At 57.9% G+C, this 24,495-nt stretch carries 20 protein-coding genes; 16 read left to right on the top strand and 4 right to left on the bottom strand.

Features of this window, described 5'->3' with window-relative positions; all coding sequences use genetic code 11:
* Positions 1 to 85: 85 nt before the first annotated feature.
* The 4 genes from BZL43_RS07290 to map all read right to left on the bottom strand — a co-directional run bounded on the left by BZL43_RS07290 (position 86) and on the right by map (position 5,844).
* The gene (locus tag BZL43_RS07290) at positions 86 to 817 is read right to left on the bottom strand and encodes a M12 family metallopeptidase (RefSeq protein WP_095631677.1); all 732 of its coding nucleotides are present in this window, start codon (positions 815 to 817) and stop codon (positions 86 to 88) included.
* A gap of 167 nt (positions 818 to 984) precedes the next feature.
* Complete coding sequence (dapC, locus tag BZL43_RS07285; protein WP_095631676.1) at positions 985 to 2,184, bottom strand: succinyldiaminopimelate transaminase; 1,200 nt, start codon at positions 2,182 to 2,184, stop codon at positions 985 to 987.
* 129 nt (positions 2,185 to 2,313) lie between these two features.
* Positions 2,314 to 5,016: a [protein-PII] uridylyltransferase gene (locus BZL43_RS07280; RefSeq protein WP_095631675.1), complete on the bottom strand. Its 2,703-nt coding sequence runs from the start codon at positions 5,014 to 5,016 to the stop codon at positions 2,314 to 2,316.
* 45 nt (positions 5,017 to 5,061) lie between these two features.
* Positions 5,062 to 5,844 carry a type I methionyl aminopeptidase gene (gene map, locus BZL43_RS07275; RefSeq protein ID WP_095631674.1) on the bottom strand — a complete coding sequence of 261 codons (783 nt, stop codon included), beginning with the start codon at positions 5,842 to 5,844 and terminating at the stop codon, positions 5,062 to 5,064.
* A 373-nt stretch (positions 5,845 to 6,217) separates the two neighbouring features.
* On the opposite strand from map, the gene rpsB reads away from it, so the two are divergent.
* The 16 genes from rpsB to dnaE all read left to right on the top strand — a co-directional run bounded on the left by rpsB (position 6,218) and on the right by dnaE (position 24,453).
* Positions 6,218 to 6,955, top strand: coding sequence for a 30S ribosomal protein S2 (rpsB, locus tag BZL43_RS07270; protein ID WP_007907989.1), 738 nt, complete (start codon positions 6,218 to 6,220; stop codon positions 6,953 to 6,955).
* A 192-nt stretch (positions 6,956 to 7,147) separates the two neighbouring features.
* Positions 7,148 to 8,011, top strand: a complete 864-nt coding sequence (tsf, locus tag BZL43_RS07265) for a translation elongation factor Ts (protein ID WP_095631673.1) — start codon at positions 7,148 to 7,150, stop codon at positions 8,009 to 8,011.
* A gap of 209 nt (positions 8,012 to 8,220) precedes the next feature.
* On the top strand, positions 8,221 to 8,964 hold the full coding sequence (gene pyrH, locus BZL43_RS07260; protein WP_003172271.1) for a UMP kinase: 744 nt from the start codon (positions 8,221 to 8,223) through the stop codon (positions 8,962 to 8,964).
* Complete coding sequence (gene frr / locus BZL43_RS07255) at positions 8,961 to 9,518, top strand: ribosome recycling factor (protein ID WP_095631672.1); 558 nt, start codon at positions 8,961 to 8,963, stop codon at positions 9,516 to 9,518. The genes pyrH and frr overlap by 4 nt, the downstream gene beginning before the upstream one ends.
* Before the next feature lie 13 nt (positions 9,519 to 9,531).
* Positions 9,532 to 10,287, top strand: coding sequence for a polyprenyl diphosphate synthase (uppS, locus tag BZL43_RS07250; RefSeq protein ID WP_095631671.1), 756 nt, complete (start codon positions 9,532 to 9,534; stop codon positions 10,285 to 10,287).
* Positions 10,287 to 11,093 (top strand): phosphatidate cytidylyltransferase, encoded by an 807-nt coding sequence (locus tag BZL43_RS07245; protein ID WP_095631670.1) that lies wholly within the window; start codon positions 10,287 to 10,289, stop codon positions 11,091 to 11,093. The genes uppS and BZL43_RS07245 overlap by 1 nt, the downstream gene beginning before the upstream one ends.
* The gene (ispC, locus tag BZL43_RS07240) at positions 11,090 to 12,280 is read left to right on the top strand and encodes a 1-deoxy-D-xylulose-5-phosphate reductoisomerase (protein WP_095631669.1); all 1,191 of its coding nucleotides are present in this window, start codon (positions 11,090 to 11,092) and stop codon (positions 12,278 to 12,280) included. The genes BZL43_RS07245 and ispC overlap by 4 nt, the downstream gene beginning before the upstream one ends.
* A gap of 52 nt (positions 12,281 to 12,332) precedes the next feature.
* The gene (gene rseP, locus BZL43_RS07235; RefSeq protein ID WP_095631668.1) at positions 12,333 to 13,685 is read left to right on the top strand and encodes a sigma E protease regulator RseP; all 1,353 of its coding nucleotides are present in this window, start codon (positions 12,333 to 12,335) and stop codon (positions 13,683 to 13,685) included.
* 72 nt (positions 13,686 to 13,757) lie between these two features.
* Complete coding sequence (gene bamA, locus BZL43_RS07230) at positions 13,758 to 16,148, top strand: outer membrane protein assembly factor BamA (protein ID WP_095631667.1); 2,391 nt, start codon at positions 13,758 to 13,760, stop codon at positions 16,146 to 16,148.
* Positions 16,149 to 16,193: 45 nt separating this feature from the next.
* Positions 16,194 to 16,697: an OmpH family outer membrane protein gene (locus BZL43_RS07225; RefSeq protein ID WP_007907155.1), complete on the top strand. Its 504-nt coding sequence runs from the start codon at positions 16,194 to 16,196 to the stop codon at positions 16,695 to 16,697.
* A 3-nt stretch (positions 16,698 to 16,700) separates the two neighbouring features.
* Entirely contained in the window at positions 16,701 to 17,756 is a 1,056-nt protein-coding gene (gene lpxD / locus BZL43_RS07220) for a UDP-3-O-(3-hydroxymyristoyl)glucosamine N-acyltransferase (protein WP_095631666.1), read from the top strand.
* A gap of 108 nt (positions 17,757 to 17,864) precedes the next feature.
* The gene (gene fabZ / locus BZL43_RS07215; protein WP_007907157.1) at positions 17,865 to 18,305 is read left to right on the top strand and encodes a 3-hydroxyacyl-ACP dehydratase FabZ; all 441 of its coding nucleotides are present in this window, start codon (positions 17,865 to 17,867) and stop codon (positions 18,303 to 18,305) included.
* Positions 18,302 to 19,078 carry an acyl-ACP--UDP-N-acetylglucosamine O-acyltransferase gene (lpxA, locus tag BZL43_RS07210; protein ID WP_008010226.1) on the top strand — a complete coding sequence of 259 codons (777 nt, stop codon included), beginning with the start codon at positions 18,302 to 18,304 and terminating at the stop codon, positions 19,076 to 19,078. Before fabZ ends, lpxA begins: the two co-directional genes overlap by 4 nt.
* 2 nt (positions 19,079 to 19,080) lie before the next feature.
* Positions 19,081 to 20,208 (top strand): lipid-A-disaccharide synthase, encoded by a 1,128-nt coding sequence (lpxB, locus tag BZL43_RS07205; RefSeq protein ID WP_095631665.1) that lies wholly within the window; start codon positions 19,081 to 19,083, stop codon positions 20,206 to 20,208.
* The gene (gene rnhB / locus BZL43_RS07200) at positions 20,208 to 20,849 is read left to right on the top strand and encodes a ribonuclease HII (RefSeq protein WP_095631664.1); all 642 of its coding nucleotides are present in this window, start codon (positions 20,208 to 20,210) and stop codon (positions 20,847 to 20,849) included. The genes lpxB and rnhB overlap by 1 nt, the downstream gene beginning before the upstream one ends.
* A gap of 82 nt (positions 20,850 to 20,931) precedes the next feature.
* A complete protein-coding gene (gene dnaE / locus BZL43_RS07195) occupies positions 20,932 to 24,453 on the top strand; it encodes a DNA polymerase III subunit alpha (protein WP_095631663.1) in 3,522 nt (1,173 codons plus the stop codon).
* Positions 24,454 to 24,495: the final 42 nt, after the last annotated feature.

Here is a 24,495-nt window from a genome sequence, read left to right as displayed (position 1 = left end):
TTTTTCAATTGTTTGGCAACGACAGTGCTCGTCGATTCAACTTGAATGACGATGCCGCTGTCAGGGTTGTTACAACGAATAAGGTTTAGCGCTTGGGATAGAGCAGTTTCATCTGTTGCTTGTCTTTTTTACTGATCTTGCGATTGATTGGGATTTCCCAATCGCCCAATGTGAGGCTGTTCGCCACTGGATGATGCATGATCGACTTTCTGTCGTATGGCGTATAAATCGCTTCGATCGTATCGAAGGGCTGAAACAGGTTCATATCGACTTGTTCTTTGGTCAGCGGATTGAATGCTCGATTCTGATAGAACGCATACACTTTCGGTTTATCCCAAGGGATATTGGCTTCAGGGTGTTGGTGTTCATGCATGGCGCCCAAGGCATGTCCAAACTCATGAATCACAATCACGTCGAAGTCTGCATCTTCAGGTTTGACACCCAGATCCATGGTTTGCCAATCGGGATGAATTAACAGCGCATCGGTGCCAAGCATTGAGCTGTTGACGTTGTTTTTTGTCGCGATCCGGATATCACCTTCAAGCCCGTCGACAAATTCGAAGTGCAGATTGATATAGGGCAGCCATTGACTGGCGGCGTCGATGATTTTCTGTTTGTGTTCATCATCGGGGCCATCGATAAAGGCGATTTTGAGTGTTCGCCCGTTAGCCCACAGCTTTGAGTAATTGATCAGAGAACGCTTGCGACGGGTACGGCTGGACGAATTTGCGTTTGCGGGGTTTTCGTTGACTGCAGCAGTGTAGGATTGCTGGTCATCAGGCCATTGGATAAGAGAACAGTTTTCAAGGCAGCTCATTGATTACTTCTTCCATGAAGTGAATGTAAAGGTTTATTAGTGCGCACCGTTATGTGCTGGCTGAGAGTAAGTTGAACTCTGCAAGGTAGTGAAATTTAATTGTGGACGAAATGTAACTTGCTAATAAGCGGGCCCGCACTGCGTTGCACAGTGCAGGCAGGTATATTTTATTTGTTGCGGATAATGAACTCGCGAATTCTCGTTGCCGCTTCTACGCATTCGGCCAGCGGTGCGACCAACGCCATGCGCACACGTCCAGCGCCCGGGTTGACGCCATCGACGTCCCGCGACAAGTAGGAGCCCGGTACCACGGTCACGTGTTCCTGTTCGAACAGGTCACGGCAGAATGCTGCGTCATCGCCAGCGACGTTCGGCCAGAGGTAGAAACCGCCGTCCGGGCGCTGCACGTCCATCACCGGGCCGAGAATTTCCAGCACAGCATCATATTTCTCGCGGTATAGCGCACGGTTGGCGCGCACGTGCACTTCGTCATTCCATGCGGCAACGCTGGCCAACTGTGTTTGAACCGGCATCGCACAGCCGTGGTAAGTGCGGTACAGCAGGAAGCCTTTGAGAATGTCCGCATCACCGGCCACGAAGCCAGAACGCAGGCCAGGCAAGTTGGAGCGCTTGGACAGGCTGTGAAATACCACGCAACGCTTGAAGTCCTTGCGTCCCAGCTCCACGCATGCGCTGAGCAGGCCGGCCGGTGGGGTTTGCTCGTCGAAATACAGTTCGCTGTAGCATTCGTCTGCGGCGATCACGAAATCGTATTCGTCCGCCAGGGCGATCAGCTTCTTCAGCGTGTCGACCGGAATCAGCGCGCCGGTCGGGTTGCCGGGCGAGCACAGGAACAGAATCTGGCAGCGTTTCCAGATGTCTGGTGAAACGGCGTCGAAATCCGGGTTGAAGCCGTTTTCATCCAGGCACGGCAGGTAATGCGGCTTGGCACCGGCGAGAAATGCCGCGCCTTCGTAGATTTGATAGAACGGGTTCGGGCTGACCACCAACGCGTCGTCACCACGGTTGACCACGGTCTGGGTGAACGCGAACAACGCTTCGCGCGTGCCGTTGACCGGCAGCACATTGCGCGCCGGGTCGAGCCAGCCGTTCGGGACGCTGAAGCGACGTTCGCACCAGGCGGCAATGGCTTCACGCAGGGCAGGAATGCCGAGGGTGGTCGGGTACACGGCCATCTGATCCAGATTGCTTGCCAACGCTTCAGCGACAAAGCTTGGCGAACGGTGTTTCGGTTCGCCGATGGACAGTGCGATGGCGCGCTTTTGCGGGTTGGGCGTAACGCTGCCGAGCAGGGCGCGGAGCTTTTCGAACGGGTAGGGCTGCAACTGGTTCAGAGCGTTATTCATGGGGGCCTCGTTCAATGTGGGTGGGCCAGTGTGGATGGGGGGGGGTTGTGGTGAGGAGGCAGCCCCCTCACCACAACAACCCCCCCCCCATCCACAGGAAGTCCATTCCCACAGGGGAAAATTGTTGGTTCAGATACTGATGCGCGACAGTTTGATATCGGGTTCCTGGCTGACGCTCAGCTGTTTGACGATGGCATCCTGCAAACGGCTGCACAGCAACGGGTCGGACAGCGGCTGATTGTTTGCGTCGGTAATGAAAAACACGTCTTCCACGCGCTCGCCCAGGGTGGCGATCTTGGCGTTCTGCAGCGACAGGTCGAATTCGAGGAAAATCGTGCCGATCCGCGCCAGTAACCCAGGACGGTCGGGCGCGCTGAGCTCCAGCACAGTCACCGGGCGCTGGGCATCGTTGTGGATCGTCACCTGTGGCGCAAACGCGAAATGCTTGAGCTGGCGCGGTACCCGACGCTGGATGATGGTCGGGTAGTTGTCCGGGTTGCGCAGGGCTTCGGTCAGGCCTTCGCGGATCTGCTTGACCCGCGCCGGATTATCGCCAATCGAGTCGCCATCGGTGTCGAGCACGATATAGGTGTCGAGGGTGAACTGGCTGCTGGAGGTGATGACCCGGGCGTCGTGAATGTTCAGGTTGAGCTGGTCCATCGCCGCTACGGTCACGGCGAAGAAGTCGTGCTGGTCCGGTGCATAGATGAAAATCTGCGTGCCGCCCTCGAACTCGCGCTGGGTGGTTTCCTTGATCAGCACCAGCGGGCCGCCGTCGGCCGGCTGCTGCAGAATCGCGTCAGTGTGCCAGGCCACATCGCCGGCGGTATGCCGCAGGAAATAGTCATCGCCCAATTGCGCCCAGAGCTGTTCGACATCGTCCGGATCGTTGCCGCCGCGTACGAGAATGTCCAGCGCCGCGCTCTGGGTCTGGCGGATCTGCTCTTCGCGATCCACCGGGTTTTCCAGGCCACGACGCAAGGCGCGCTTGGTCTCGGTGTAGAGCTGGCGCAACAGGCTTGCGCGCCAGGAGTTCCACAGCGTCGGGTTGGTGGCGTTGATGTCGGCAACGGTCAACACATACAGATAATCGAGACGGGTTTCATCGCCGACGGTTTGCGCGAAATCGTGGATCACGTGCGGGTCGGACAGGTCCTTGCGCTGGGCCGTGGTCGACATCATCAGATGGTTCTGCACCAGCCAAACGATCAGGCGGCTGTCCCAGATCGGCAACTGGTGGCGCTGGCAAAAAGCTTCGGCATCCACCGCGCCGATTTCCGAATGATCACCATGCCGGCCCTTGCCGATGTCGTGATAAAGACCGGCCAGGTAAATCAGTTCGGGTTTGGGCAGTTTGGCCATGAGTTTGCTGGCCAACGGGAATTTTTCCGACACCTGGGTGTACTGCAACTTACGCAAGTGCTTGATCAGGTTCAGGGTGTGCGCATCGACCGTATAAATGTGAAACAGGTCATGCTGCATCTGCCCGACAATGAAGCCGAACTCCGGCAGATAGCGCCCGAGGATGCCGTAACGGTTCATCCGCCGCAGATTGCGGTGGATGCCGATCTTGCATTTGAACAGCTCGATGAACAGGCTGGTATTGCGAATATCGTTGCGGAAGTCGTCATCGATCAGATGACGATTCTCGCGCAGCAGGCGGATGGTGTCGGCACGTACACCTTTGATTTCCGGTTGCTGGGCCATCAGCACAAAGATCTCGAGCATGGCGAATGGCGTACGGCGGAACACGTTGTCGCTACGCGCCTCGATATAGCCGTCATGCAGCTGGAACCGCGAGTTGATCGGCTGCGGTGGTGCTTCGTCTTCGGGGGCCAGGATCACTTCTTCAAAGTGCTGGATGATCAAGTCGCTGAGCTGGGCAATGCTCATGACCACCCGGTAATACTGCTGCATGAAGTTTTCGATGGCTTGCTTGGCGTCGTTGCCTTCGAACCCCAATAGCCCGGCGATGGAGCGCTGGTGGTCGAATAGCAGGCGGTCTTCGGAACGGCCGGCGAGCATGTGCAGCGCGTACCGTACCTTCCACAAAAACTCCTGGGAGGAGGCCAGCAGGGCGTTTTCGCTCTCCACCAGGAAGCCTTCGCCCGCCAGGGCCCGCAGGTTCAGGGTGCCGTATTGACGCCGGGCGACCCAGAGAATCGTCTGAATATCCCGCAGTCCGCCTGGCGAGCCTTTGACGTTGGGTTCCAGGTTGTATTCGGTGTCGTTGTACTTGTGGTGGCGGGCTTTCTGCTCGGCGCGCTTGGCCAGGAAGAACTCCTTGCTGGGCCACATGTGCTCGGTGCTGGTGACGTCCAGCATGCGCTGGCGCAGGCGTTCGGGGCCGCAAATGGTGCGGCTTTCCATCAGGTTGGTGACGACCGTCAGGTCGGCACGGGCCTCGACGGCGCATTCCTCCACCGAACGAACGCTCTGGCCGACTTCCAGGCCAATGTCCCATAGCAACGTCAGAAAGCGTTCGATGGAATCCCGAAAAATTTCGTGGTCGGCGCTGTCCAGCAAGATCAGCAGATCGATGTCGGAATAGGGGTGCAACTCGCCGCGACCGTAGCCGCCGACTGCCACCAGGGCGATATCGGCGTCTTCGCTCCAGTTAAACTGTTCCCAGGCTTGTTGCAGGATGTTGTCGACAAACCAGGCGCGATCCTCGATCAACCGACGAATGTCACGGCCACTGCGGAACCGCTCGTCGAGCACCTCGCGGGCCTGACGGATCGCCTTCTTGAAAGCAGCAATGGGGCTTGCCTTCAGGGCCAGTTCAGCCTGGAACTGGCCACGGTCGAAGAGTTCGGGGTCCACCTGCGGCATCGATTGGCTTTCCTTTCTATAAGGCTGGGAGCGGAGCGGGCGGGATCAGGCCGAAACGCGCGCGATGGTATCGTCGCTGCGCAGGGTGAAGATCTCGTAACCGGTTTCGGTCACCAGCAAAGTGTGTTCCCACTGCGCCGACAGCTTGCGATCCTTGGTGATAGCGGTCCAGCCGTCGCCCAACACTTTGGTGTCGGCCTTGCCCTGGTTGATCATCGGCTCGATGGTGAAGGTCATGCCGGCCTTCAGTTCCATGCCGGTGCCGGCGCGGCCGTAGTGCAGGATTTGTGGTTCTTCGTGGAACACCTTGCCGATACCATGGCCGCAGAACTCGCGAACCACCGAGAAACCATTCTTTTCGGCGTGCTTCTGGATCACTTCACCGATATCGCCCAGGCGGCAGCCCGGTTTGACCAGTTCGATGGCCTTGTACATGCATTCCTGAGTCACTTGGGACAGGCGCTCGGCCCAGACCGGCACGGTACCGACGTGGAACATGCGGCTGGTGTCGCCGTGGTAACCGTCCTTGATCACAGTGACGTCGATGTTCAGCGTGTCGCCATCCTTCAACGGTTTCTCGTTCGGGATGCCATGGCAGACCACATGGTTGATCGAGGTGCAGATTGACTTCGGGAAGCCCTTGTAGTTGAGCGGGGCAGGAATGGCTTTCTGCTCATTGACGATATAGTCGTGGCAGATGCGGTCCAGTTCTTCGGTGGTGACACCCGGCTTGACATAATCGGCAATCATTTCCAGCACATCGGCGGCCAATTTGCCGGCGATCCGCATTTTTGCGATGTCCTCTGGGGTTTTGAGGGTGACGGTCATACAGGCTCTCTCTGCGCTCAATGGCGCCTTCTAAAACGAAATGGGCATTGCGCGAGTGATCTTCGCAGCCCTGAAAAACGCGATTCTACCAGACGATCAGTGCAAATCTGAGCCTCTGTGCATCGCTTCTCTCTACAGGATGGCGCATTCTGGGGAGATTCCAAGGCAGGGGCCAAAAGCATTCCTCTGGTTTTTGGAATCCGGGTTCCGTTTTTTTCTGCCTTGTGATATAAAATGCGCCGCTTTCCGGGGATGCCCTGAAAAGCTTAAATCCACACACGTGTCGACACGATGACCTGGGTGCCTTCAGCTGATGCTGCTGGTTGGTCATTGGGATACGTGGAGGCCAAACCCGACTTATTAAGGAACTATCATGTCCCAAGTCAACATGCGCGATATGCTGAAGGCCGGTGTGCACTTCGGTCACCAGACCCGTTACTGGAACCCGAAAATGGGCAAGTACATTTTCGGCGCGCGTAACAAGATCCACATTATCAACCTTGAAAAAACCCTGCCAATGTTCAACGAAGCTCTGACTTTCGTAGAGCGTCTGGCCCAGGGCAAAAACAAGATCCTGTTCGTTGGCACCAAGCGTTCCGCTGGCAAGATCGTTGCTGAAGAAGCAGCACGTTGCGGTTCGCCGTACGTCGATCACCGCTGGTTGGGCGGCATGCTGACCAACTTCAAAACCATCCGTGCTTCCATCAAGCGTCTGCGTGACCTTGAAGTACAAGCTGAAGACGGTACTTTCGCCAAGCTGACCAAGAAAGAAGCGCTGATGCGCACTCGCGATCTTGAGAAGCTGGATCGTTCCCTGGGTGGTATCAAGGACATGGGCGGTCTGCCAGACGCTCTGTTCGTTATCGACGTTGATCACGAGCGCATCGCGATCACCGAAGCCAACAAGCTGGGCATCCCGGTTATCGGCGTAGTCGATACCAACAGCAGCCCGGAAGGCGTTGACTACATCATCCCAGGCAACGATGACGCAATCCGCGCTATCCAGCTGTACATGGGTTCGATGGCTGACGCTGTAATCCGTGGTCGCAACCACGTTGCTGGCGGTACCGAGCAGTTCGTTGAAGAAGCTCCGGCAGCTGCAGCTGAGTAATTGACGCCCTGGCGTTGACTCAGTAAGCAAAAAGGGGGCTTGGCCCCCTTTTTGCCACCTCGAAAACCATTTGTGAGCAGCGCAGCTACAGCATCTGTAACGTGCAGCGGCTAACAAAGGTGGTTCGGGAAGAATTGAACGCCCGTTCGATCGGGTGGAATGGTTGAAAACCTATCCAAGAGGAATTTGAAAATGGCAGAGATTACTGCAGCGTTGGTCAAAGAACTGCGCGAGCGTACCGGCGAAGGCATGATGGACTGCAAAAAGGCCTTGACCAAGGCTGGCGGCGACATCGAAAAAGCCATTGATGACATGCGTGCTTCGGGCGCCATCAAGGCTGCCAAGAAAGCTGGCAACGTCGCAGCTGAAGGTGCTATCGCTCTGAAGGAAGACGGCAAATCCGCCGTTCTGCTGGAAGTGAACTCGCAGACCGACTTCCTGGCTCTGCAGGACGACTTCAAGGCATTTGTTACTGCAAGCGTTGAAAAAGCGTTCGCTGACAAGCTGACTGACGTCGCTCCGCTGATCGAAGCTCAAGAAGCCGATCGCCTGGTACTGGTCGGCAAAGTTGGCGAAAACGTCAACATCCGTCGTCTGGCGCGCGTTGAAGGTGACGTTGTTGGTGGTTACCTGCACGGCAACAAGATCGGTGTTGCGGTTGTTCTCAAGGGCGGCACCGTTGAGCTGGCCAAGGACATCGCTATGCACGTAGCGGCGACCAACCCTGAATTCCTGCTGCCGTCGGAAGTTTCCGCCGAAGCGATTGAGCGTGAGAAAGGCGTGTTCCTGACTCTCAACGCCGACAAGATCGCCGGCAAGCCGGAAAACATCGTTGAAAACATGGTCAAAGGCCGTATCAGCAAGTTCCTGGCCGAAGCTAGCCTGGTTGAGCAGGCGTTCGTCAAGAACCCTGAAATCAAGGTCGGCGAACTGGCCAAGAAAGCCGGTGCTGAAATCGTTTCCTTCACTTACTTCAAAGTAGGCGAAGGCATCGAGAAGCCGGTCGACAACTTCGCTGAAGAAGTGGCTGCCCAACTGGCTGCTGCCAAGCAATAAGACGGTTTTTAACTGTCGCCCTGAAGAGGCTGCCCGCTCACGCGCGCAGCCTCTTTTCAGATGGGGATGCCAATTTATTTGGCTTCTCGTCGGAACTGGCTTACAAAGCCGTGTTCCGATGGCGCTGTGATAGCGTCAAGCTAGAGTGGATGCAGGCTGCAAACAGCCCGCAAAGAATTTTTTAAAATACGCCGCAGGAGAGATTCGCAATGGCTCAGCAGGGCAGTGGTTATCAGGCTCGCTATAAACGCATTCTACTCAAGCTTAGCGGCGAGGCCCTGATGGGCTCGGAAGAGTTCGGGATCGATCCGAAAGTTCTGGATCGCATGGCGCTGGAAGTTGGCCAACTGGTCGGCATCGGTGTTCAGGTCGGTCTGGTGATCGGTGGCGGCAACCTGTTCCGCGGCGCGGCGCTCAGCGCGGCGGGCATGGATCGGGTGACTGGCGACCACATGGGCATGCTGGCCACTGTGATGAACGCCCTGGCGATGCGCGATGCGCTGGAACGTGCCAATATCTCGGCCATCGTGATGTCGGCCATTTCCATGGTTGGCGTGACCGATCACTACGATCGCCGCAAAGCCATGCGTCACCTGAACGCCAAGGAAGTGGTGATTTTCGCCGCCGGTACCGGTAATCCGTTTTTCACCACGGATTCGGCAGCCTGCTTGCGTGCAATCGAAATCGACGCTGACGTCGTGCTCAAGGCAACCAAGGTCGATGGCGTTTACACGGCTGATCCATTCAAAGACCCGCATGCCGAGAAGTTCGATCATCTGACTTATGATGAAGTACTGGATCGCAAGCTGGGCGTGATGGATCTGACCGCCATTTGTCTGTGCCGCGACCACAAGATGCCGTTGCGCGTATTTAACATGAACAAGCCCGGCGCCCTGCTGAACATCGTACATGGCGGCGCTGAAGGGACCCTGATCGAGGAAGGCCAACAATGATCAACGAAATCAAGAAAGACGCTCAAGAGCGCATGAAAAAATCCGTCGAATCGCTGATGCACAACTTCGGTCGTATTCGTACGGGCCAGGCGCACCCGAGCATTCTGGAAGGTGTGATGGTTCCGTACTACGGCGCCGACACGCCGATCAAGCAAGTGGCGAACATCACCGTAAAAGACGCCCGTACCCTGCAAGTGGTCGCCTTTGAGCGCAACATGCTGGGTGCCGTCGACAAGGCCATCGGTAGCGCGGGTCTGAACCTCAACCCGACCAACCTCGGCGAGTTGCTGCTGATCTCCATGCCGGCCCTGACCGAAGAAACCCGCAAGGGCTTCACCAAGCAGGCTCGCGATGTCGCTGAAGACGCCCGTGTTGCCGTGCGCAACATCCGTCGTGATGCGAACAGCCAGCTCAAGGATCTGGTCAAGGAAAAGGAAATCAGCGAAGACGAAGAGCGTCGCGCTGCTGGCGAAATTGATGATCTGACCAAAAAATACGTGGCTGAAATCGACGCGAATTTGGCGCAGAAAGAAAAAGACCTGATGGCCGTATAAGGGTCACGTTTTAATGGATAAGACAAAGCAGACTGCGCCGTCCGCGGTGCCGCGCCATGTCGCGATCATCATGGATGGTAATAATCGCTGGGCGAAAAAACGCTTTATGCCCGGTGTCGCCGGGCATAAAGCGGGCGTGGATGCGGTGCGCGCGGTGATCGAGGTGTGTGCCGAGGCCGGGGTCGAAGTATTGACCCTGTTCGCGTTCTCCAGCGAGAACTGGCAGCGTCCAGCCGATGAAGTCAGTGCCTTGATGGATCTGTTCTTCAAGGCATTGCGTCGCGAGGCCAAGCGCCTCAACGACAACAACATCAGTTTGCGCATCATTGGCGATCGCTCGCGTTTTCACCCGGAGCTTCAGGCCGCCATGCGCGAAGCCGAGGCGATGACTGTCGGCGCCAATCGCTTTATCCTGCAGATCGCTGCCAATTACGGCGGTCAGTGGGATATCGCGCAAGCCGCGCAGCGTCTGGCCCGCGAAGTTCAGGCCGGGCATCTGCGTCCGGAAGACATTACCCCCGAGCTGTTGCAAACCTGCCTGGCGACCGGTGATCTGCCGTTGCCAGACTTGTGCATCCGAACCGGTGGCGAGCATCGCATCAGCAATTTCCTGCTGTGGCAGCTGGCTTACGCCGAGTTGTACTTCTCCGACCTGTTCTGGCCGGACTTCAAACACGACGCCATGCGCAATGCGCTAGCCGATTTCGCTTCTCGCCAGCGTCGCTTCGGTAAAACGAGCGAGCAGGTTGAGGCTGGAGCCCGGGTTTAATGCTTAAACAACGAATCATCACGGCACTGATTCTGCTGCCGATTGCCCTGGGCGGGTTTTTCCTGCTCGAAGGGTCCGGTTTTGCGCTGTTCATCGGGCTGGTGGTGACGCTTGGGGCATGGGAGTGGGCGCGGTTGGCGGGTTTCGCTGTCCAGTCGATTCGCCTGGCCTATGCCGCTGTGGTCGCGTTGATGCTGTTTTTCATGCACATCCTGCCGGGGCTCGCGCCTTGGGTATTGGGGGCTGCGGTGCTCTGGTGGGGCGTGGCCACCTACCTGGTATTGACCTTTCCACAGTCCAGTCAACATTGGGCCAGTGCTGCCTGCAAACTGGTGATCGGTTTGTTGATTCTGTTGCCGGCGTGGCAAGGCCTGGTGCTGATCAAGCAGCAGCCTTTGGGTAACTGGCTGATCATGGCGGTAATGGTGCTGGTGTGGGGGGCCGATATCGGTGCGTACTTTTCCGGTCGGGCCTTCGGCAAACGCAAGCTGGCGCCACAGGTCAGCCCTGGCAAGAGCTGGGAAGGTGTGTACGGCGGCTTGATCGTGAGTCTGGTGATTACCGCAGTCGTCGGCTTTGTGCGGGACTGGAGTTTCGCCCAGATGCTGATGGGGTTGTTCGGCGCCGCAATTATCGTGTTCATTTCGGTGGTGGGCGATCTCACCGAAAGCATGTTCAAGCGCCAGTCGGGGATCAAGGACAGCAGTAATCTGCTGCCCGGCCACGGTGGCGTGCTGGATCGCATCGATAGCCTGACGGCGGCGATTCCGGTATTCGCCGTGCTGCTGTGGATGGCCGCACCGTGAGCCGCCCACAACAGATTACCGTGCTGGGGGCGACCGGTTCGATTGGTCTGAGTACCCTCGACGTCATCGCCCGTCATCCCGAGCGTTATCAGGTTTTCGCCTTGAGTGGTTTCACGCGTTTGAGTGAGCTGCTGGCGCTGTGTGTGCGGCATGTGCCGCGCTTTGCCGTCGTGCCGGAATCTGGCGCTGCCCGACGCTTGCAGGACGATTTGCGCGCGGCCGGTCTGTCGACCCGGGTGCTGGTCGGGGAGGAGGGCTTGTGTCAGATCGCCTCCGATCCGCAGGTCGATGCGGTCATGGCGGCCATTGTCGGTGCGGCGGGCTTGCGTCCGACGCTGGCGGCGGTCGAAGCTGGCAAGAAGATTCTTCTGGCCAATAAAGAAGCGCTGGTGATGTCCGGTGCGCTGTTCATGCAGGCCGTGCGCAACAGCGGTTCAGTGCTGTTGCCGATCGACAGCGAACACAACGCGATTTTCCAGTGCATGCCACAGGATTTTGCTCGTGGGCTCGGCCCGGTCGGGGTGCGTCGCATTTTACTGACCGCTTCTGGCGGTCCGTTCCGGCAGACGCCCCTGGCCGAACTGGAGCATGTGTCCCCCGAGCAAGCGTGTGCCCATCCGAATTGGTCCATGGGGCGCAAGATTTCAGTGGATTCGGCCAGCATGATGAACAAAGGGCTCGAGCTGATCGAGGCCTGTTGGCTGTTCAATGCCACGCCGTCCCAGGTTGAAGTGGTTATTCACCCGCAGAGCGTGATTCATTCGCTGGTCGATTACGTCGATGGTTCGGTATTGGCGCAATTGGGTAATCCGGACATGCGTACGCCGATCGCCAATGCCCTGGCCTGGCCGGAACGAATCGACTCGGGTGTTGCGCCGCTGGACCTGTTTGCCATCGCTCGCCTGGATTTCCAGGCGCCCGATGAGGAACGTTTTCCGTGCCTGCGCCTTGCGCGTCAAGCCGCCGAAGCCGGCAATAGCGCGCCGGCCATGCTCAATGCCGCGAATGAAGTGGCGGTGGCGGCCTTTCTCGACGGGCGGGTTCGCTATCTGGAAATCGCGAGTATTATCGAGGAAGTGTTGAACCTCGAGCCTGTGGTTGCAGTGGATGATCTCGAGGCAGTGTTTACGGCTGATGCGAAAGCACGAGTACTGGCCGGGCAATGGTTGAGCCGTCACGGGCGATAAGTGCTGCAAAACGTTGCCCCATGCAGCACTGATAGGATTGCGGAGAAAGTACATGAGCGCGCTCTATATGATTGTCGGCACCCTGGTAGCGCTGGGTGTGCTGGTCACCTTCCACGAATTCGGCCATTTCTGGGTCGCGCGTCGCTGTGGGGTCAAAGTGCTGCGTTTCTCCGTGGGCTTTGGCACGCCGTTACTGCGCTGGCACGACAGCAAAGGCACTGAGTTCGTCATCGCCGCCATCCCGTTGGGTGGCTACGTGAAGATGCTCGACGAGCGCGAAGGCGAGGTCCCGGCCAACCAGGTCAATCAATCTTTCAATCGCAAATCTGTCCGTCAGCGCATCGCCATTGTCGCGGCCGGCCCGATCGCCAACTTTCTATTGGCATTGGTGTTTTTCTGGGCATTGGCAATGCTGGGCAGCGAGCAAGTGCGGCCAGTTATCGGCGCGGTCGAGTCTGGCAGTATTGCCTCCAGGGCAGGTTTGAGCCCGGGCCAGGAAATCATGGCCATCGATGGCGAGCCAACCTCTGGCTGGGCTGCGGTGAACCTGCAACTGATCCGTCGTCTGGGTGAGAGCGGTGCCGTTCAATTGATGGTCCGTGAACAGGGCTCCACGGTGGACTCGCCCCGTGAGCTGGTGCTGGACAAGTGGCTCAAGGGGGTTGAGGAACCAGATCCGATTCACTCGTTGGGCATTCGCCCTTGGCGTCCGGCGTTACCGCCCGTGCTGGCCGAATTTGATCCGAAAGGGCCGGCGAAGGCCGCCGGCCTGAAACCGGGTGACCGCTTGTTGGCCCTTGATGGCAAGGCGCTGGACGACTGGCAGCAGGTAGTCGACATCGTCCGTAAGCATCCGGATACCAAAATCATGCTGCGCGTGGAGCGTGATGGTGCTCAAATCGACGTCCCTGTGACGTTGGCCGCTCGTGGCGAGAGCAAGTCGCCCAGTGGTTATCTGGGGGCCGGGGTGAAAGCGGTCGATTGGCCGCCAGAGATGATTCGCGAAATCAGTTACGGTCCGGTGGCTGCGATTGGCGAAGGTGCCCGACGCACCTGGACCATGAGCGTATTGACGCTCGATTCGCTCAAGAAAATGTTGTTCGGTGAGCTCTCGGTAAAAAACTTGAGTGGACCGATAACCATTGCTAAAGTGGCGGGCGCTTCCGCCCAGTCGGGCGTCGCTGATTTCCTGAATTTCCTTGCTTATCTGAGTATTAGCCTGGGGGTTCTGAATTTGTTGCCCATTCCTGTACTGGATGGGGGGCATTTGTTGTTTTATCTGATCGAGTGGGCGCGTGGTCGCCCCTTGTCGGATCGGGTGCAAAGTTGGGGGATACAGATCGGTATCAGTTTGGTGGTCGGGGTGATGTTGCTTGCTCTGGTCAATGATCTGGGTCGACTGTAACGCTTCGCTTAATTGCGAATCTGCCGCATTTTGCGGCAGTTTTTATTGCCAGTTGGAATAAGAAAGGACTTCATGAAACGTCTGCTGCTAACTGCGGTTCTCACCGTATTGATGATCGCCGAAGTTCACGCCGAGTCCTTCACTATCTCTGATATTCGCGTCAATGGCCTACAGCGGGTCTCCGCGGGTAGCGTCTTTGGTGCCTTGCCGTTGAACGTCGGCGAACAGGCGGATGATCGTCGCCTGGTGGAATCCACTCGGGCGTTGTTCAAAACCGGGTTCTTTCAAGATATCCAGCTGGGGCGCGATGGCAACGTCCTCGTCATTACTGTAGTCGAGCGTCCGTCAGTCGCCAGTATCGAGATCGAAGGCAACAAGGCGATTTCCACTGAAGACCTGATGAAGGGTCTCAAGCAATCCGGTCTGGCCGAAGGCGAAATCTTCCAGCGCGCCACCCTTGAAGGTGTGCGTAACGAGCTGCAGCGTCAGTACGTCGCTCAAGGCCGCTACTCCGCGACCGTCGATACCGAGGTGGTGCCACAGCCGCGTAACCGCGTGGGCCTGAAAGTCAACATCAACGAAGGCACCGTTGCAGCTATCCAGCACATCAACGTGGTGGGTAACACGGTTTTCCCTGAAGAAGACCTCATCGACCTGTTCGAACTCAAGACCAGCAACTGGTTGTCGTTCTTCAAGAACGACGACAAGTACGCTCGTGAAAAACTCTCCGGTGACCTGGAGCGTCTGCGTTCCTACTACCTGGATCGCGGCTACATCAATATGGATATCGCCTCGACCCAGGTATCCATCACCCCGGACAAGAAACACGTCTACATCACCGTCAACGTCAACGAAGGCGAGAAGTACACCGTTCGTGACGTCAAGCTCAGCGGCGACCTGAAAGTACCTGAAGACCAGGTCAAGTCCCTGTTGCTGGTTCAGAAAGGCCAGGTGTTCTCGCGCAAGCTGATGACCACCACGTCCGAACTGATCACCCGTCGCCTGGGTAACGAGGGTTACACCTTCGCCAACGTCAACGGCGTGCCTCAGCCTCATGATGAAGATCATACGGTCGACATCACGTTTGCTGTCGATCCGGGCAAGCGTGCCTACGTGAACCGCATCAACTTCCGTGGCAACACCAAGTCCGAAGACGAAGTGCTGCGCCGTGAAATGCGTCAAATGGAAGGCGGTTGGGCTTCGACTTACCTGATCGATCAATCCAAGACGCGTCTGGAACGTCTGGGCTTCTTCAAGGAAGTCAACGTCGAAACGCCAGCCGTGCCCGGTGTCGATGACCAGGTTGATGTGAACTACAGCGTTGAAGAGCAGGCGTCCGGTTCGATTACCGCCAGCGTCGGTTTCGCCCAGAGTGCCGGTCTGATCCTCGGTGGTTCGATCACCCAGAACAACTTCCTCGGTACCGGTAACAAGGTCAGCGTCGGTTTGACCCGCAGCGAATACCAGAGCCGCTATAACTTCGGTTATGTCGATCCGTACTGGACTGCAGACGGCGTGAGCCTGGGTTACAACGCTTTCTACCGCACTACCGACTACGACGACCTCGATGTCGACGTGGCCAGCTATGCCGTAGACAGCCTGGGTGCTGGCGTGAGCGTCGGCTACCCGATCAGCGAAACTTCGCGTCTGACCTTTGGTCTGACGGCGCAGCAGGACGAGATCAAGACCGGCCAGTACACCGTTGACGAAATTTTTGACTTCGTTAACCGTGAGGGCGACAGCTACCTGAACTTCAAGGCTTCGGCCGGTTGGTCCGAGTCCACGTTGAACAAAGGTGTATTGGCGACCCGTGGCCATTCCCAGAGCCTGACTCTGGAAACCACCACCCCGGGTAGCGACCTGTCGTTCTTCAAGCTTGATTACCGCGGCCAGTTGTTCCAGCCCATTACTGAAAACTACACAGTGCGTCTTCACACCGAACTGGGTTATGGCGATGGCTACGGTTCGACCGATGGCTTGCCGTTCTATGAGAACTACTATGCTGGTGGTTTCAACTCGGTTCGTGGTTTCAAGGACAGTACACTTGGTCCACGCAGTACACCTAGCCGTGGTGAGGCTGTCACGGGTAACGCCGGTACGCTCGCCGACCCGGACCAGGATCCGCTGCCATTCGGTGGTAACGTCCTGATCCAGGGTGGTGTCGAAGTATTGTTCCCGCTGCCCTTCGTCAAGGATCAGCGTTCCCTGCGTACTTCGGTATTCTGGGACGTGGGTAACGTATTCGACTCCAATTGCGACAAAACGACCAACGCCAATGTCGGCTCGACCGCTCAAACCGAATGCAACGACATTAGCCTGAGCAACGTGGCCAGCTCCGTCGGTCTCGGCGTGACCTGGGTTACCGCGCTGGGTCCTTTGAGCTTCGCGTTGGCCATGCCGATCAAGAAACCGGATGACGCTGAGACTCAAGTGTTCCAATTCTCCCTCGGCCAGACGTTCTAAGCGTCTGACCCAAGATAACGACAATGGATTTTGTAGGAGTGCATCGTGCGTAAGTTGACTCAATTGGTTCTCCTGGCGACCGTACTGGTTGCAGGACCGGCTTTTGCCGACATGAAAATCGCCGTTCTGAATTATCAGATGGCCCTGCTGGAATCTGATGCGGCGAAAAAATACGCCGTGGACGCCGAGAAGAAGTTCGGCCCGCAACTGACCAAGCTCAAGAGCCTGGAAAGCAGCGCCAAGGGTATCCAGGACCGTCTGATGGCTGGTGGCGACAAGATGCAGCAAGGCGAGCGTGAACGTCTGGAACTCGAGTTCAAGCAAAAGGCCCGTGATTTCCAGTTCCAGTCCAAGGAGCTGAACGAAGCCAAGGCTGTTGCCGACCGTGAAATGCTGAAGCAGCTCAAGCCGAAACTGGACAGTGCTGTGGAAGAAGTCATCAAGAAAGGTGCTTTTGACCTGGTCTTCGAGCGTGGCGCAGTGATTGATGTCAAGCCTCAGTACGACATCACTCGCCAGGTTATCGAGCGCATGAATCAGCTGAAGTAACCCATGACAGCGACTATAAAGCTCGGCCAGTTGGCCGAGTTCCTCGGCGCCACCTTACGTGGCGACCCGAAGAAAGCAATTACTGGGCTAGCCACTTTGCAAGAGGCTGGCCCAGCTCAGTTGAGCTTTCTGGCAAATCCTCAATACCGCAAATACCTGGCTGACTGTCAGGCCGCCGCCGTATTGCTCAAGGCCGCTGATGCTGAAGCGTTTGCCGGTGATGCCTTGGTGGTGCCGGATCCTTACCTGGCCTACGCACGGGTTTCCCACCTGTTCGATCCCAAGCCCAAGGCGCCTGCCGGTATTCATCCGACAGCGGTGGTGGCGGCGGATGCAGTGGTCGATCCGGCGGCGAGCATCGGTGCTTTTGCGGTGATTGAAAGTGCCGCGCGTATTGGCGCGGGTGTGACCGTTGGGGCTCATTGCTTCATTGGTGCGCGCTGCGAACTCGGCGAAGGCGGCTGGTTGGCCCCACGTGTCACGCTGTATCACGACGTGCGCATCGGCAAACGGGTGGTGATTCAATCCGGTGCCGTGCTTGGTGGTGAAGGCTTCGGCTTTGCCAACGAGAAAGGCGTCTGGCAAAAAATCGCCCAGATTGGCGGTGTCTCGATCGGCGATGACGTAGAAATAGGCGTGAATACCGCTATTGATCGCGGAGCATTGGCCGATACCGTTATCGGTAATGGTGTGAAGCTCGACAACCAGATTCAGATCGCTCACAACGTCCAGGTCGGTGACCATACCGCCATGGCCGCCTGTGTGGGGATCTCCGGGAGCACGAAAATCGGCAAGCATTGCATGCTCGCCGGTGGCGTAGGGCTGGTGGGCCACATCGAGATTTGCGACAACGTTTTCCTGACCGGGATGACCATGGTGACCCACTCCATTACCGAGCCGGGTTCATATTCTTCCGGTACGGCGATGCAACCGGCAGCCGAATGGCGCAAAAGCGCGGCCCGTATCCGTCAGCTCGATGACATCGCGCGACGTTTGCGACAGCTGGAAAAGCGTGTAGGGGACGTGACCCCTGGCGGTAATGCTTCATCAGATGGCTGATACCATTTCCATATCAAGTGTGCACAGCCGTTAGACTGCCTCCTTGATTTGCTAGAGGAGTGCGCGTCAGTCGCGCGCTCCCAATCTTTACATAGGCTTCCCCCCGAAATGATGGACATCAACGAGATTCGCGAATACCTGCCTCACCGTTACCCGTTCCTGCTGGTGGACCGGGTTGTGGATCTGGATGTGGAAGGCAAGCGCATTCGCGCCTACAAGAATGTCAGCATCAACGAACCGTTCTTCAATGGTCACTTCCCTGCGCATCCAATCATGCCGGGCGTACTGATCATCGAAGCGATGGCTCAGGCTGCCGGGATCCTTGGTTTCAAAATGCTCGACGTGAAGCCTGCCGACGGCACGCTTTACTACTTCGTAGGCTCCGACAAACTGCGCTTCCGTCAGCCCGTGCTGCCGGGTGATCAATTGATCCTGGAAGCCAAGTTCCTGAGCTGCAAGCGTCAGATCTGGAAATTCGAATGCCAGGCGTCGGTTGATGGCAAGCCAGTCTGCTCCGCTGAAATCATCTGCGCGGAACGCAAACTATGAGTTTGATTGACCCTCGCGCAATCATCGATCCGACGGCCATTCTGGCCGACGACGTCGAAGTCGGCCCTTGGTCGATCATCGGCGCAGGTGTGGAAATCGGCGAGGGGACAGTGATCGGGCCGCATGTGATTCTCAAGGGCCCGACCCGAATCGGTAAGCACAACCGCATCTACCAGTTTTCTTCGGTAGGCGAGGACACGCCCGATTTGAAGTACAAGGGCGAAGAAACCCGTCTGGTCATCGGCGACCACAACGTCATCCGTGAAGGCGTGACGATTCACCGCGGGACCATTCAGGACCGTTCGGAAACGACCCTGGGCGATCACAACCTGATCATGGCCTATGCCCACATCGGTCACGACAGCGTTATTGGCAACCACTGCATTCTGGTCAACAACACCGCGTTGGCCGGCCATGTGCACGTTGAAGACTGGGCGATCCTGTCCGGTTTTACCCTGGTTCACCAGTATTGCCATATTGGCGCCCACAGCTTTTCGGGCATGGGCACTGCCATTGGCAAGGACGTTCCAGCCTACGTAACGGTATTCGGCAACCCGGCCGAAGCCCGCAGCATGAACTTCGAAGGCCTGCGCCGTCGCGGTTTCAGCGAAGATGCGATCCACGCCCTGCGTCGTGCCTACAAGGTGGTTTACCGCCAGGGCCTGACGGTCGAGCAGGCGCTTGCCGAATTGGCCGAACCCTCGCTGCAGTTCCCGGAAGTCGCGGTGTTCCGTGACTCCATCCAGTCTTCGACCCGCGGCATCACCCGTTAACCATGGCCAATTTGCGTATTGCGCTGGTGGCGGGAGAGGCTTCCGGTGACATTCTGGGTGCGGGGCTCATGCGCGCGCTCAAGGCCCGGCATCCGGCAGTCGAATTCATCGGTGTCGGCGGTCCGCTGATGCTGGCTGAAGGCTTGGCGTCGTATTTCCCGATGGAGCGCCTTTCTGTCATGGGCTTGGTGGAAGTGCTGGGCCGTTTGCGCGAGCTGTTGGCACGTCGCAAGAAGCTGGTCGCGGACCTGATCGCCCAGAAGCCGGACGTGTTCATCGGTATCGATGCTCCGGATTTCAACCTCAATATCGAACTCAAACTGCGTCAGGCCGGGATCAAGACCGTGCATTACGTCAGCCCGTCGGTCTGGGCCTGGCGGCAGAAGCGGGTGCTGAAGATTCGCGAAGGTTGCGACCTGATGCTGACGCTGTTCCCGTTCGAAGCTAAATTTTATGAAGAGAAGGGTGTGCCGGTGCGGTTTGTCGGCCATTCCCTGGCCGATGCGATTCCGCTTGAGGCTGATCGCGCCGCAGCGCGGGCCGAACTTGGCTTGCCGGAGGGGCCGCTGGTCGCCCTGATGCCGGGTAGCCGGGGTGGCGAGGTCGGGCGCCTGGGGGCGCTGTTCCTCGACACCGCCCAGCGCGTGCGCGCCATGCGCCCGGGCGTGCGGTTCGTCATGCCCTGCGCGAGCCCGGAGCGGCGGGCTCAGCTTGAAGAACTGCTGGCCGGTCGTGATTTGCCACTGACCTTGCTCGACGGCAAGTCCCATCTGGCCCTGGCTGCTTGCGACGCCGTGTTGATTGCTTCGGGCACCGCTACGCTGGAAGCATTGTTGTACAAGCGGCCCATGGTGGTCGCTTATCGTTTGGCACCGCTGACGTTCTGGATTCTCAAGCGGATGGTGAAGAGTCCCTACGTCTCGTTGCCGAATCTGCTGGCCCAGCGCCTGCTGGTGCCGGAATTGTTGCAGGACGATGCGACGGTAGAGGCCTTGGCCCAGACCCTGTCGCCACTGATCGAAGGTGGCCAGGAGCAGACCCGAGGCTTTGACGAAATCCACCGAACGCTGCGCTTGGATGCCTCCAATCAGGCTGCGGATGCGGTACTGAACCTGATTGGCAGAGCATAATGAGCAAAGCGAGTAAGCAGCTGGGCCTGGATTTTATGCTAGTCGATGAACTTGAAGATCTGGTGGCGGGTGTCGATGAAGTCGGTCGCGGCCCGCTGTGCGGTGCAGTGGTGACGGCGGCAGTGATCCTCGATCCGAGCCGCCCCATCCTCGGCCTCAACGATTCGAAGAAGCTCACCGAAGCCCGTCGCGAAGAGCTTTACGACGAAATCTGCGAAAAAGCCCTGAGCTGGTATGTCGCTCGCGCCGAAGTCGAAGAAATCGACGAGCTGAATATACTTCACGCCACCATGCTGGCCATGCAGCGCGCGGTCGAAGGGCTGCACATCCAGCCGAAACTGGCGATGATCGACGGCAACCGTTGCCCGAAACTCTCGATGCGTGCGCAAGCGGTGATCCAGGGTGATGGCAAGGTACCGGCCATTGCTGCGGCATCGATTCTGGCCAAGGTCAGCCGTGATCGCGAAATGGCCGCGTTCGAATTGATTTATCCGGGGTACGGCATCGGCAGCCACAAAGGCTACGCGACGGCCGTTCATCTTGAGGCGCTGGTGCGCCTCGGTCCTACGCCCATCCACCGCCGTTCGTTTGCGCCAGTGCGTGAGGCTTACGAAGCGTTGGAAAACCTGATGGGCAGTTAGGCGCAGGCTGATGTTTTACTCAAGGCCCGGTACAATCCGGGCCTTGTTGTCTTTACGTTTCTAGTTTCTAGACAGGATCACTATGCCGGCTTCATTCGTTCATCTACGCCTGCACACTGAATATTCCCTGGTCGACGGTCTGGTGCGGATCAAACCGCTGGTCAAGACCCTGGTCGGCATGAACATGCCTGCCGTGGCGGTCACGGACCAGAACAACATGTGTTCCCTGGTCAAATTCTATAAAGCGGCCATGGGGGCGGGGATCAAGCCGATCTGCGGCGCCGACCTGTGGTTGTCGAACAAGGATCCGGACAACCCCTTGAGCCGGATCAGTCTGTTGGCGATGAATGCGGTGGGTTACCGCAACCTCACCGAGCTGATCTCCCGTGGCTTCATCGACGGCCAGCGCAATGGTTCGGTGATCATCGAGCGCGAGTGGGTGGCTGAAGCCAGTGAAGGCTTGATCATGCTGTCGGCGGCGAAAGAGGGCGAGATCGGTCTGGCCATGCTCAGCGGCAACCCGGATGAAGCCGAAACCCTGGCTCGCGAGTGGATGGCGGTGTTCCCGGATCGCTTCTATCTGGAAGTGCAGCGCACCAGTCGCCCCAATGATGAAGAGCAACTGCACGGCGCCGTGGCCCTGGCAACGAAAATCGGCGCGCCGCTGGTGGCGACCAACGATGTGCGTTTCATCAAGCAGGAAGACTTCGAAGCCCACGAAACCCGCGTTTGCATCGGTGAGGGCCGCGCCCTCGACGATCCGCGGCGTTCGAAGAATTACAGCGATCAGCAATATCTGAAAAGCGCCGAGGAAATGGCCGAGCTGTTCAGCGACCTGCCCGAGGCGTTGGAAAACACGGTCGAGATCGCGAAACGCTGCAACATCGAGGTGAAACTGGGCAAGCACTTCCTGCCCAACTTCCCGATTCCCGATGGCATGACCATCGACGAGTATTTCCGCAAGGTGTCCTTCGACGGTCTGGAAGAGCGCCTCAGCGTTCTGTTGCCCAAGGACACCACCGAAGACTACGAAGCCAAGCGTCAGGTCTATGTCGACCGGTTGAATTTCGAACTGGATATCATCATCCAGATGGGCTTCCCCGGTTACTTCCTGATCGTGATGGACTTTATCCAGTGGGCCAAGAACAACGGCGTGCCGGTGGGCCCCGGCCGTGGGTCGGGCGCCGGGTCGCTGGTGGCCTATGTGCAAAAGATCACCGACCTCGACCCGTTGGAATATGACCTGCTGTTTGAACGTTTCCTTAACCCGGAACGGGTTTCCATGCCCGACTTCGACGTCGACTTTTGCATGGACGGTCGTGATCGGGTGATCGATTACGTGGCCGAAAAATACGGCCGTAACGCGGTTAGCCAGATCATCACCTTCGGTTCCATGGCGGCAAAAGCGGTGGTCCGTGACGTGGCGCGGGTGCAGGGCAAGTCCTACGGCTTGGCGGATCGTCTGTCCAAGATGATTCCGTTCGAAGTCGGCATGACCCTGGAAAAAGCCTACGAGCAGGAAGAAATCCTGCGCGACTTCATCAAGGTCGATGAAGAGGCAGCGGAAATCTGGGAAATGGCGCGTAAGCTTGAAGGCGTTGTGCGTAACGTCGGCAAGCACGCCGGTGGTGTGGTGATCGCGCCAACCAAGCTGACCGACTTCTCGCCGATTTATTGCGACGAAGCGGGCGATGGCCTGGTAACCCAGTTCGACAAGGACGACGTCGAGGCGGCCGGCCTGGTGAAATTCGACTTCCTGGGGCTTCGGACCCTGACGGTCATCGACTGGGCGCTGAAAACCATCAACCGCGATCGCGCCAAGGCCAACGAGCCGCCGCTGGATATCGCGTTCATTCCGCTGGACGACAAACCGACCTATACGCTGTTGCAAAAAGCTGAGACCACCGCGGTGTTCCAGCTCGAGTCGCGCGGCATGAAAGAGCTGATCAAAAAGCTCAAGCCCGACTGCCTGGAAGACTTGATCGCACTGGTGGCCCTGTTCCGTCCGGGCCCGTTGCAATCAGGCATGGTTGACGACTTTATCAACCGTAAGCACGGTCGCGCGGAACTGGCGTACCCGCACTCGGATTACCAGTACGAAGGCCTCAAGCCAGTCCTGGCGCCGACTTACGGCATCATCCTGTATCAGGAACAGGTGATGCAGATTGCCCAGGTCATGGCTGGTTACACCCTTGGCGGTGCAGACATGCTGCGTCGCGCCATGGGTAAGAAAAAACCCGAAGAGATGGCCAAGCAACGTGGCGGTTTCATTGAAGGTTGCGCCACCAACAATATTGACGCCGACCTGGCCGGTAACATCTTTGACCTGGTAGAAAAGTTCGCCGGTTACGGCTTCAACAAATCCCACTCCGCCGCCTATGGTCTGGTGTCATACCAGACCGCGTGGCTGAAAACCCACTACCCGGCGCCGTTCATGGCCGCGGTGCTGTCGGCGGATATGCACAACACCGACAAGGTCGTGACCTTGATCGAAGAAATTCGCACCATGAAGCTGCGTCTCGACGCGCCGGATGTGAATACTTCGGAGTTCAAGTTCACGGTGAATGACGAAGGCCGCATTATTTATGGCCTCGGCGCAATCAAGGGTGTGGGCGAAGGGCCGGTGGAAGCGATCACCGAGGCGCGTCTGGATGGACCGTTCAAAGATCTGTTCGATTTCTGCGCCCGTGTCGATCTCAAACGGATCAACAAGCGCACCCTGGACGGTTTGATCCGCAGTGGCGCGCTGGATCGTCTGGGCCCGTATTTCCATGACGAACCCAAAGCCTATCAATCCGGCATCGACCGCAATCGCGCGGTGTTGTTGAACGCGATGGAAGGAGCGATCAAGGCTGCCGAACAAACCGCGCGCACCCACGACAGTGGCCACGCCGACTTGTTTGGCGGGCTGTTTGTCGAAGAAGACGCCGATGTCTACGCCAATCATCGCAAAGCCAAGGAACTGACCCTCAAGGAACGCCTGAAAGGGGAGAAAGACACCCTGGGCCTGTACCTGACCGGCCATCCGATCGACGAATACGAAGGCGAGATCCGTCGCTTCGCCCGTCAACGCATCATCGACCTGAAGCCGGCTCGTGATACCCAGACGGTCGCGGGCATGATCATCGCCCTGCGTGTGATGAAGAACAAAAAGGGCGACAAGATGGGTTTCATTACCCTTGATGACCGCTCCGGGCGGATCGAAGCCTCGCTGTTCGCCGATGCCTTCCATTCCGCGCAGTCGCTGTTGCAGACCGACGCGATGGTGGTGGTCGAAGGTGAAGTCAGCAATGACGATTTCTCTGGTGGCCTGCGGCTGCGGGTCAAGCGCGTGATGAGCATGGAAGATGCCCGCACCAACCTGGCTGAAAGCCTGCGCCTGAAATTGCACACCAAGGATTTGAAGGGTGATCAGCTACGCTGGCTGGGTGAGCTGTTCAAGCGCCACCGCGGCGCGTGTCCGATCACCATGGAGTACACCAGTCCCGATGCGAAGGCCTTGTTGCAGTTCGGCGAGACCTGGCGAATCGACCCGGCGGATGCCTTGATTCAAGCCCTGCGTGACCAGTTCGGGCGAGACAACGTCTTCCTCCAATACCGTTGACGGCCAGGTGCCATTCCTTGCATTGGAACGCGCCTGACCCCG

Source organism: Pseudomonas sp. PICF141 (assembly GCF_002286815.1).
Taxonomy (GTDB): domain Bacteria; phylum Pseudomonadota; class Gammaproteobacteria; order Pseudomonadales; family Pseudomonadaceae; genus Aquipseudomonas.
The sequence above is the reverse complement of the archived record's forward strand: the minus strand, read 5'-3'. Positions and strand labels throughout refer to the sequence as shown.

Excerpts from the sequence above, each read along its gene's own strand:
- map (WP_095631674.1), bottom strand. The coding sequence starts at position 5,844 with ATGACCGTCACCCTCAAAACCCCAGAGGACATCGCAAAAATGCGGATC.
- lpxB (WP_095631665.1), top strand. The coding sequence starts at position 19,081 with ATGGCCAATTTGCGTATTGCGCTGGTGGCGGGAGAGGCTTCCGGTGAC.
- lpxD (WP_095631666.1), top strand. The coding sequence starts at position 16,701 with ATGACAGCGACTATAAAGCTCGGCCAGTTGGCCGAGTTCCTCGGCGCC.
- fabZ (WP_007907157.1), top strand. The coding sequence starts at position 17,865 with ATGATGGACATCAACGAGATTCGCGAATACCTGCCTCACCGTTACCCG.
- BZL43_RS07245 (WP_095631670.1), top strand. The coding sequence starts at position 10,287 with ATGCTTAAACAACGAATCATCACGGCACTGATTCTGCTGCCGATTGCC.
- bamA (WP_095631667.1), top strand. The coding sequence starts at position 13,758 with ATGAAACGTCTGCTGCTAACTGCGGTTCTCACCGTATTGATGATCGCC.
- BZL43_RS07290 (WP_095631677.1), bottom strand. The coding sequence starts at position 817 with ATGAGCTGCCTTGAAAACTGTTCTCTTATCCAATGGCCTGATGACCAG.
- rseP (WP_095631668.1), top strand. The coding sequence starts at position 12,333 with ATGAGCGCGCTCTATATGATTGTCGGCACCCTGGTAGCGCTGGGTGTG.
- rpsB (WP_007907989.1), top strand. The coding sequence starts at position 6,218 with ATGTCCCAAGTCAACATGCGCGATATGCTGAAGGCCGGTGTGCACTTC.
- frr (WP_095631672.1), top strand. The coding sequence starts at position 8,961 with ATGATCAACGAAATCAAGAAAGACGCTCAAGAGCGCATGAAAAAATCC.
- pyrH (WP_003172271.1), top strand. The coding sequence starts at position 8,221 with ATGGCTCAGCAGGGCAGTGGTTATCAGGCTCGCTATAAACGCATTCTA.
- tsf (WP_095631673.1), top strand. The coding sequence starts at position 7,148 with ATGGCAGAGATTACTGCAGCGTTGGTCAAAGAACTGCGCGAGCGTACC.
- BZL43_RS07280 (WP_095631675.1), bottom strand. The coding sequence starts at position 5,016 with ATGCCGCAGGTGGACCCCGAACTCTTCGACCGTGGCCAGTTCCAGGCT.
- uppS (WP_095631671.1), top strand. The coding sequence starts at position 9,532 with ATGGATAAGACAAAGCAGACTGCGCCGTCCGCGGTGCCGCGCCATGTC.
- lpxA (WP_008010226.1), top strand. The coding sequence starts at position 18,302 with ATGAGTTTGATTGACCCTCGCGCAATCATCGATCCGACGGCCATTCTG.
- rnhB (WP_095631664.1), top strand. The coding sequence starts at position 20,208 with ATGAGCAAAGCGAGTAAGCAGCTGGGCCTGGATTTTATGCTAGTCGAT.
- dapC (WP_095631676.1), bottom strand. The coding sequence starts at position 2,184 with ATGAATAACGCTCTGAACCAGTTGCAGCCCTACCCGTTCGAAAAGCTC.
- dnaE (WP_095631663.1), top strand. The coding sequence starts at position 20,932 with ATGCCGGCTTCATTCGTTCATCTACGCCTGCACACTGAATATTCCCTG.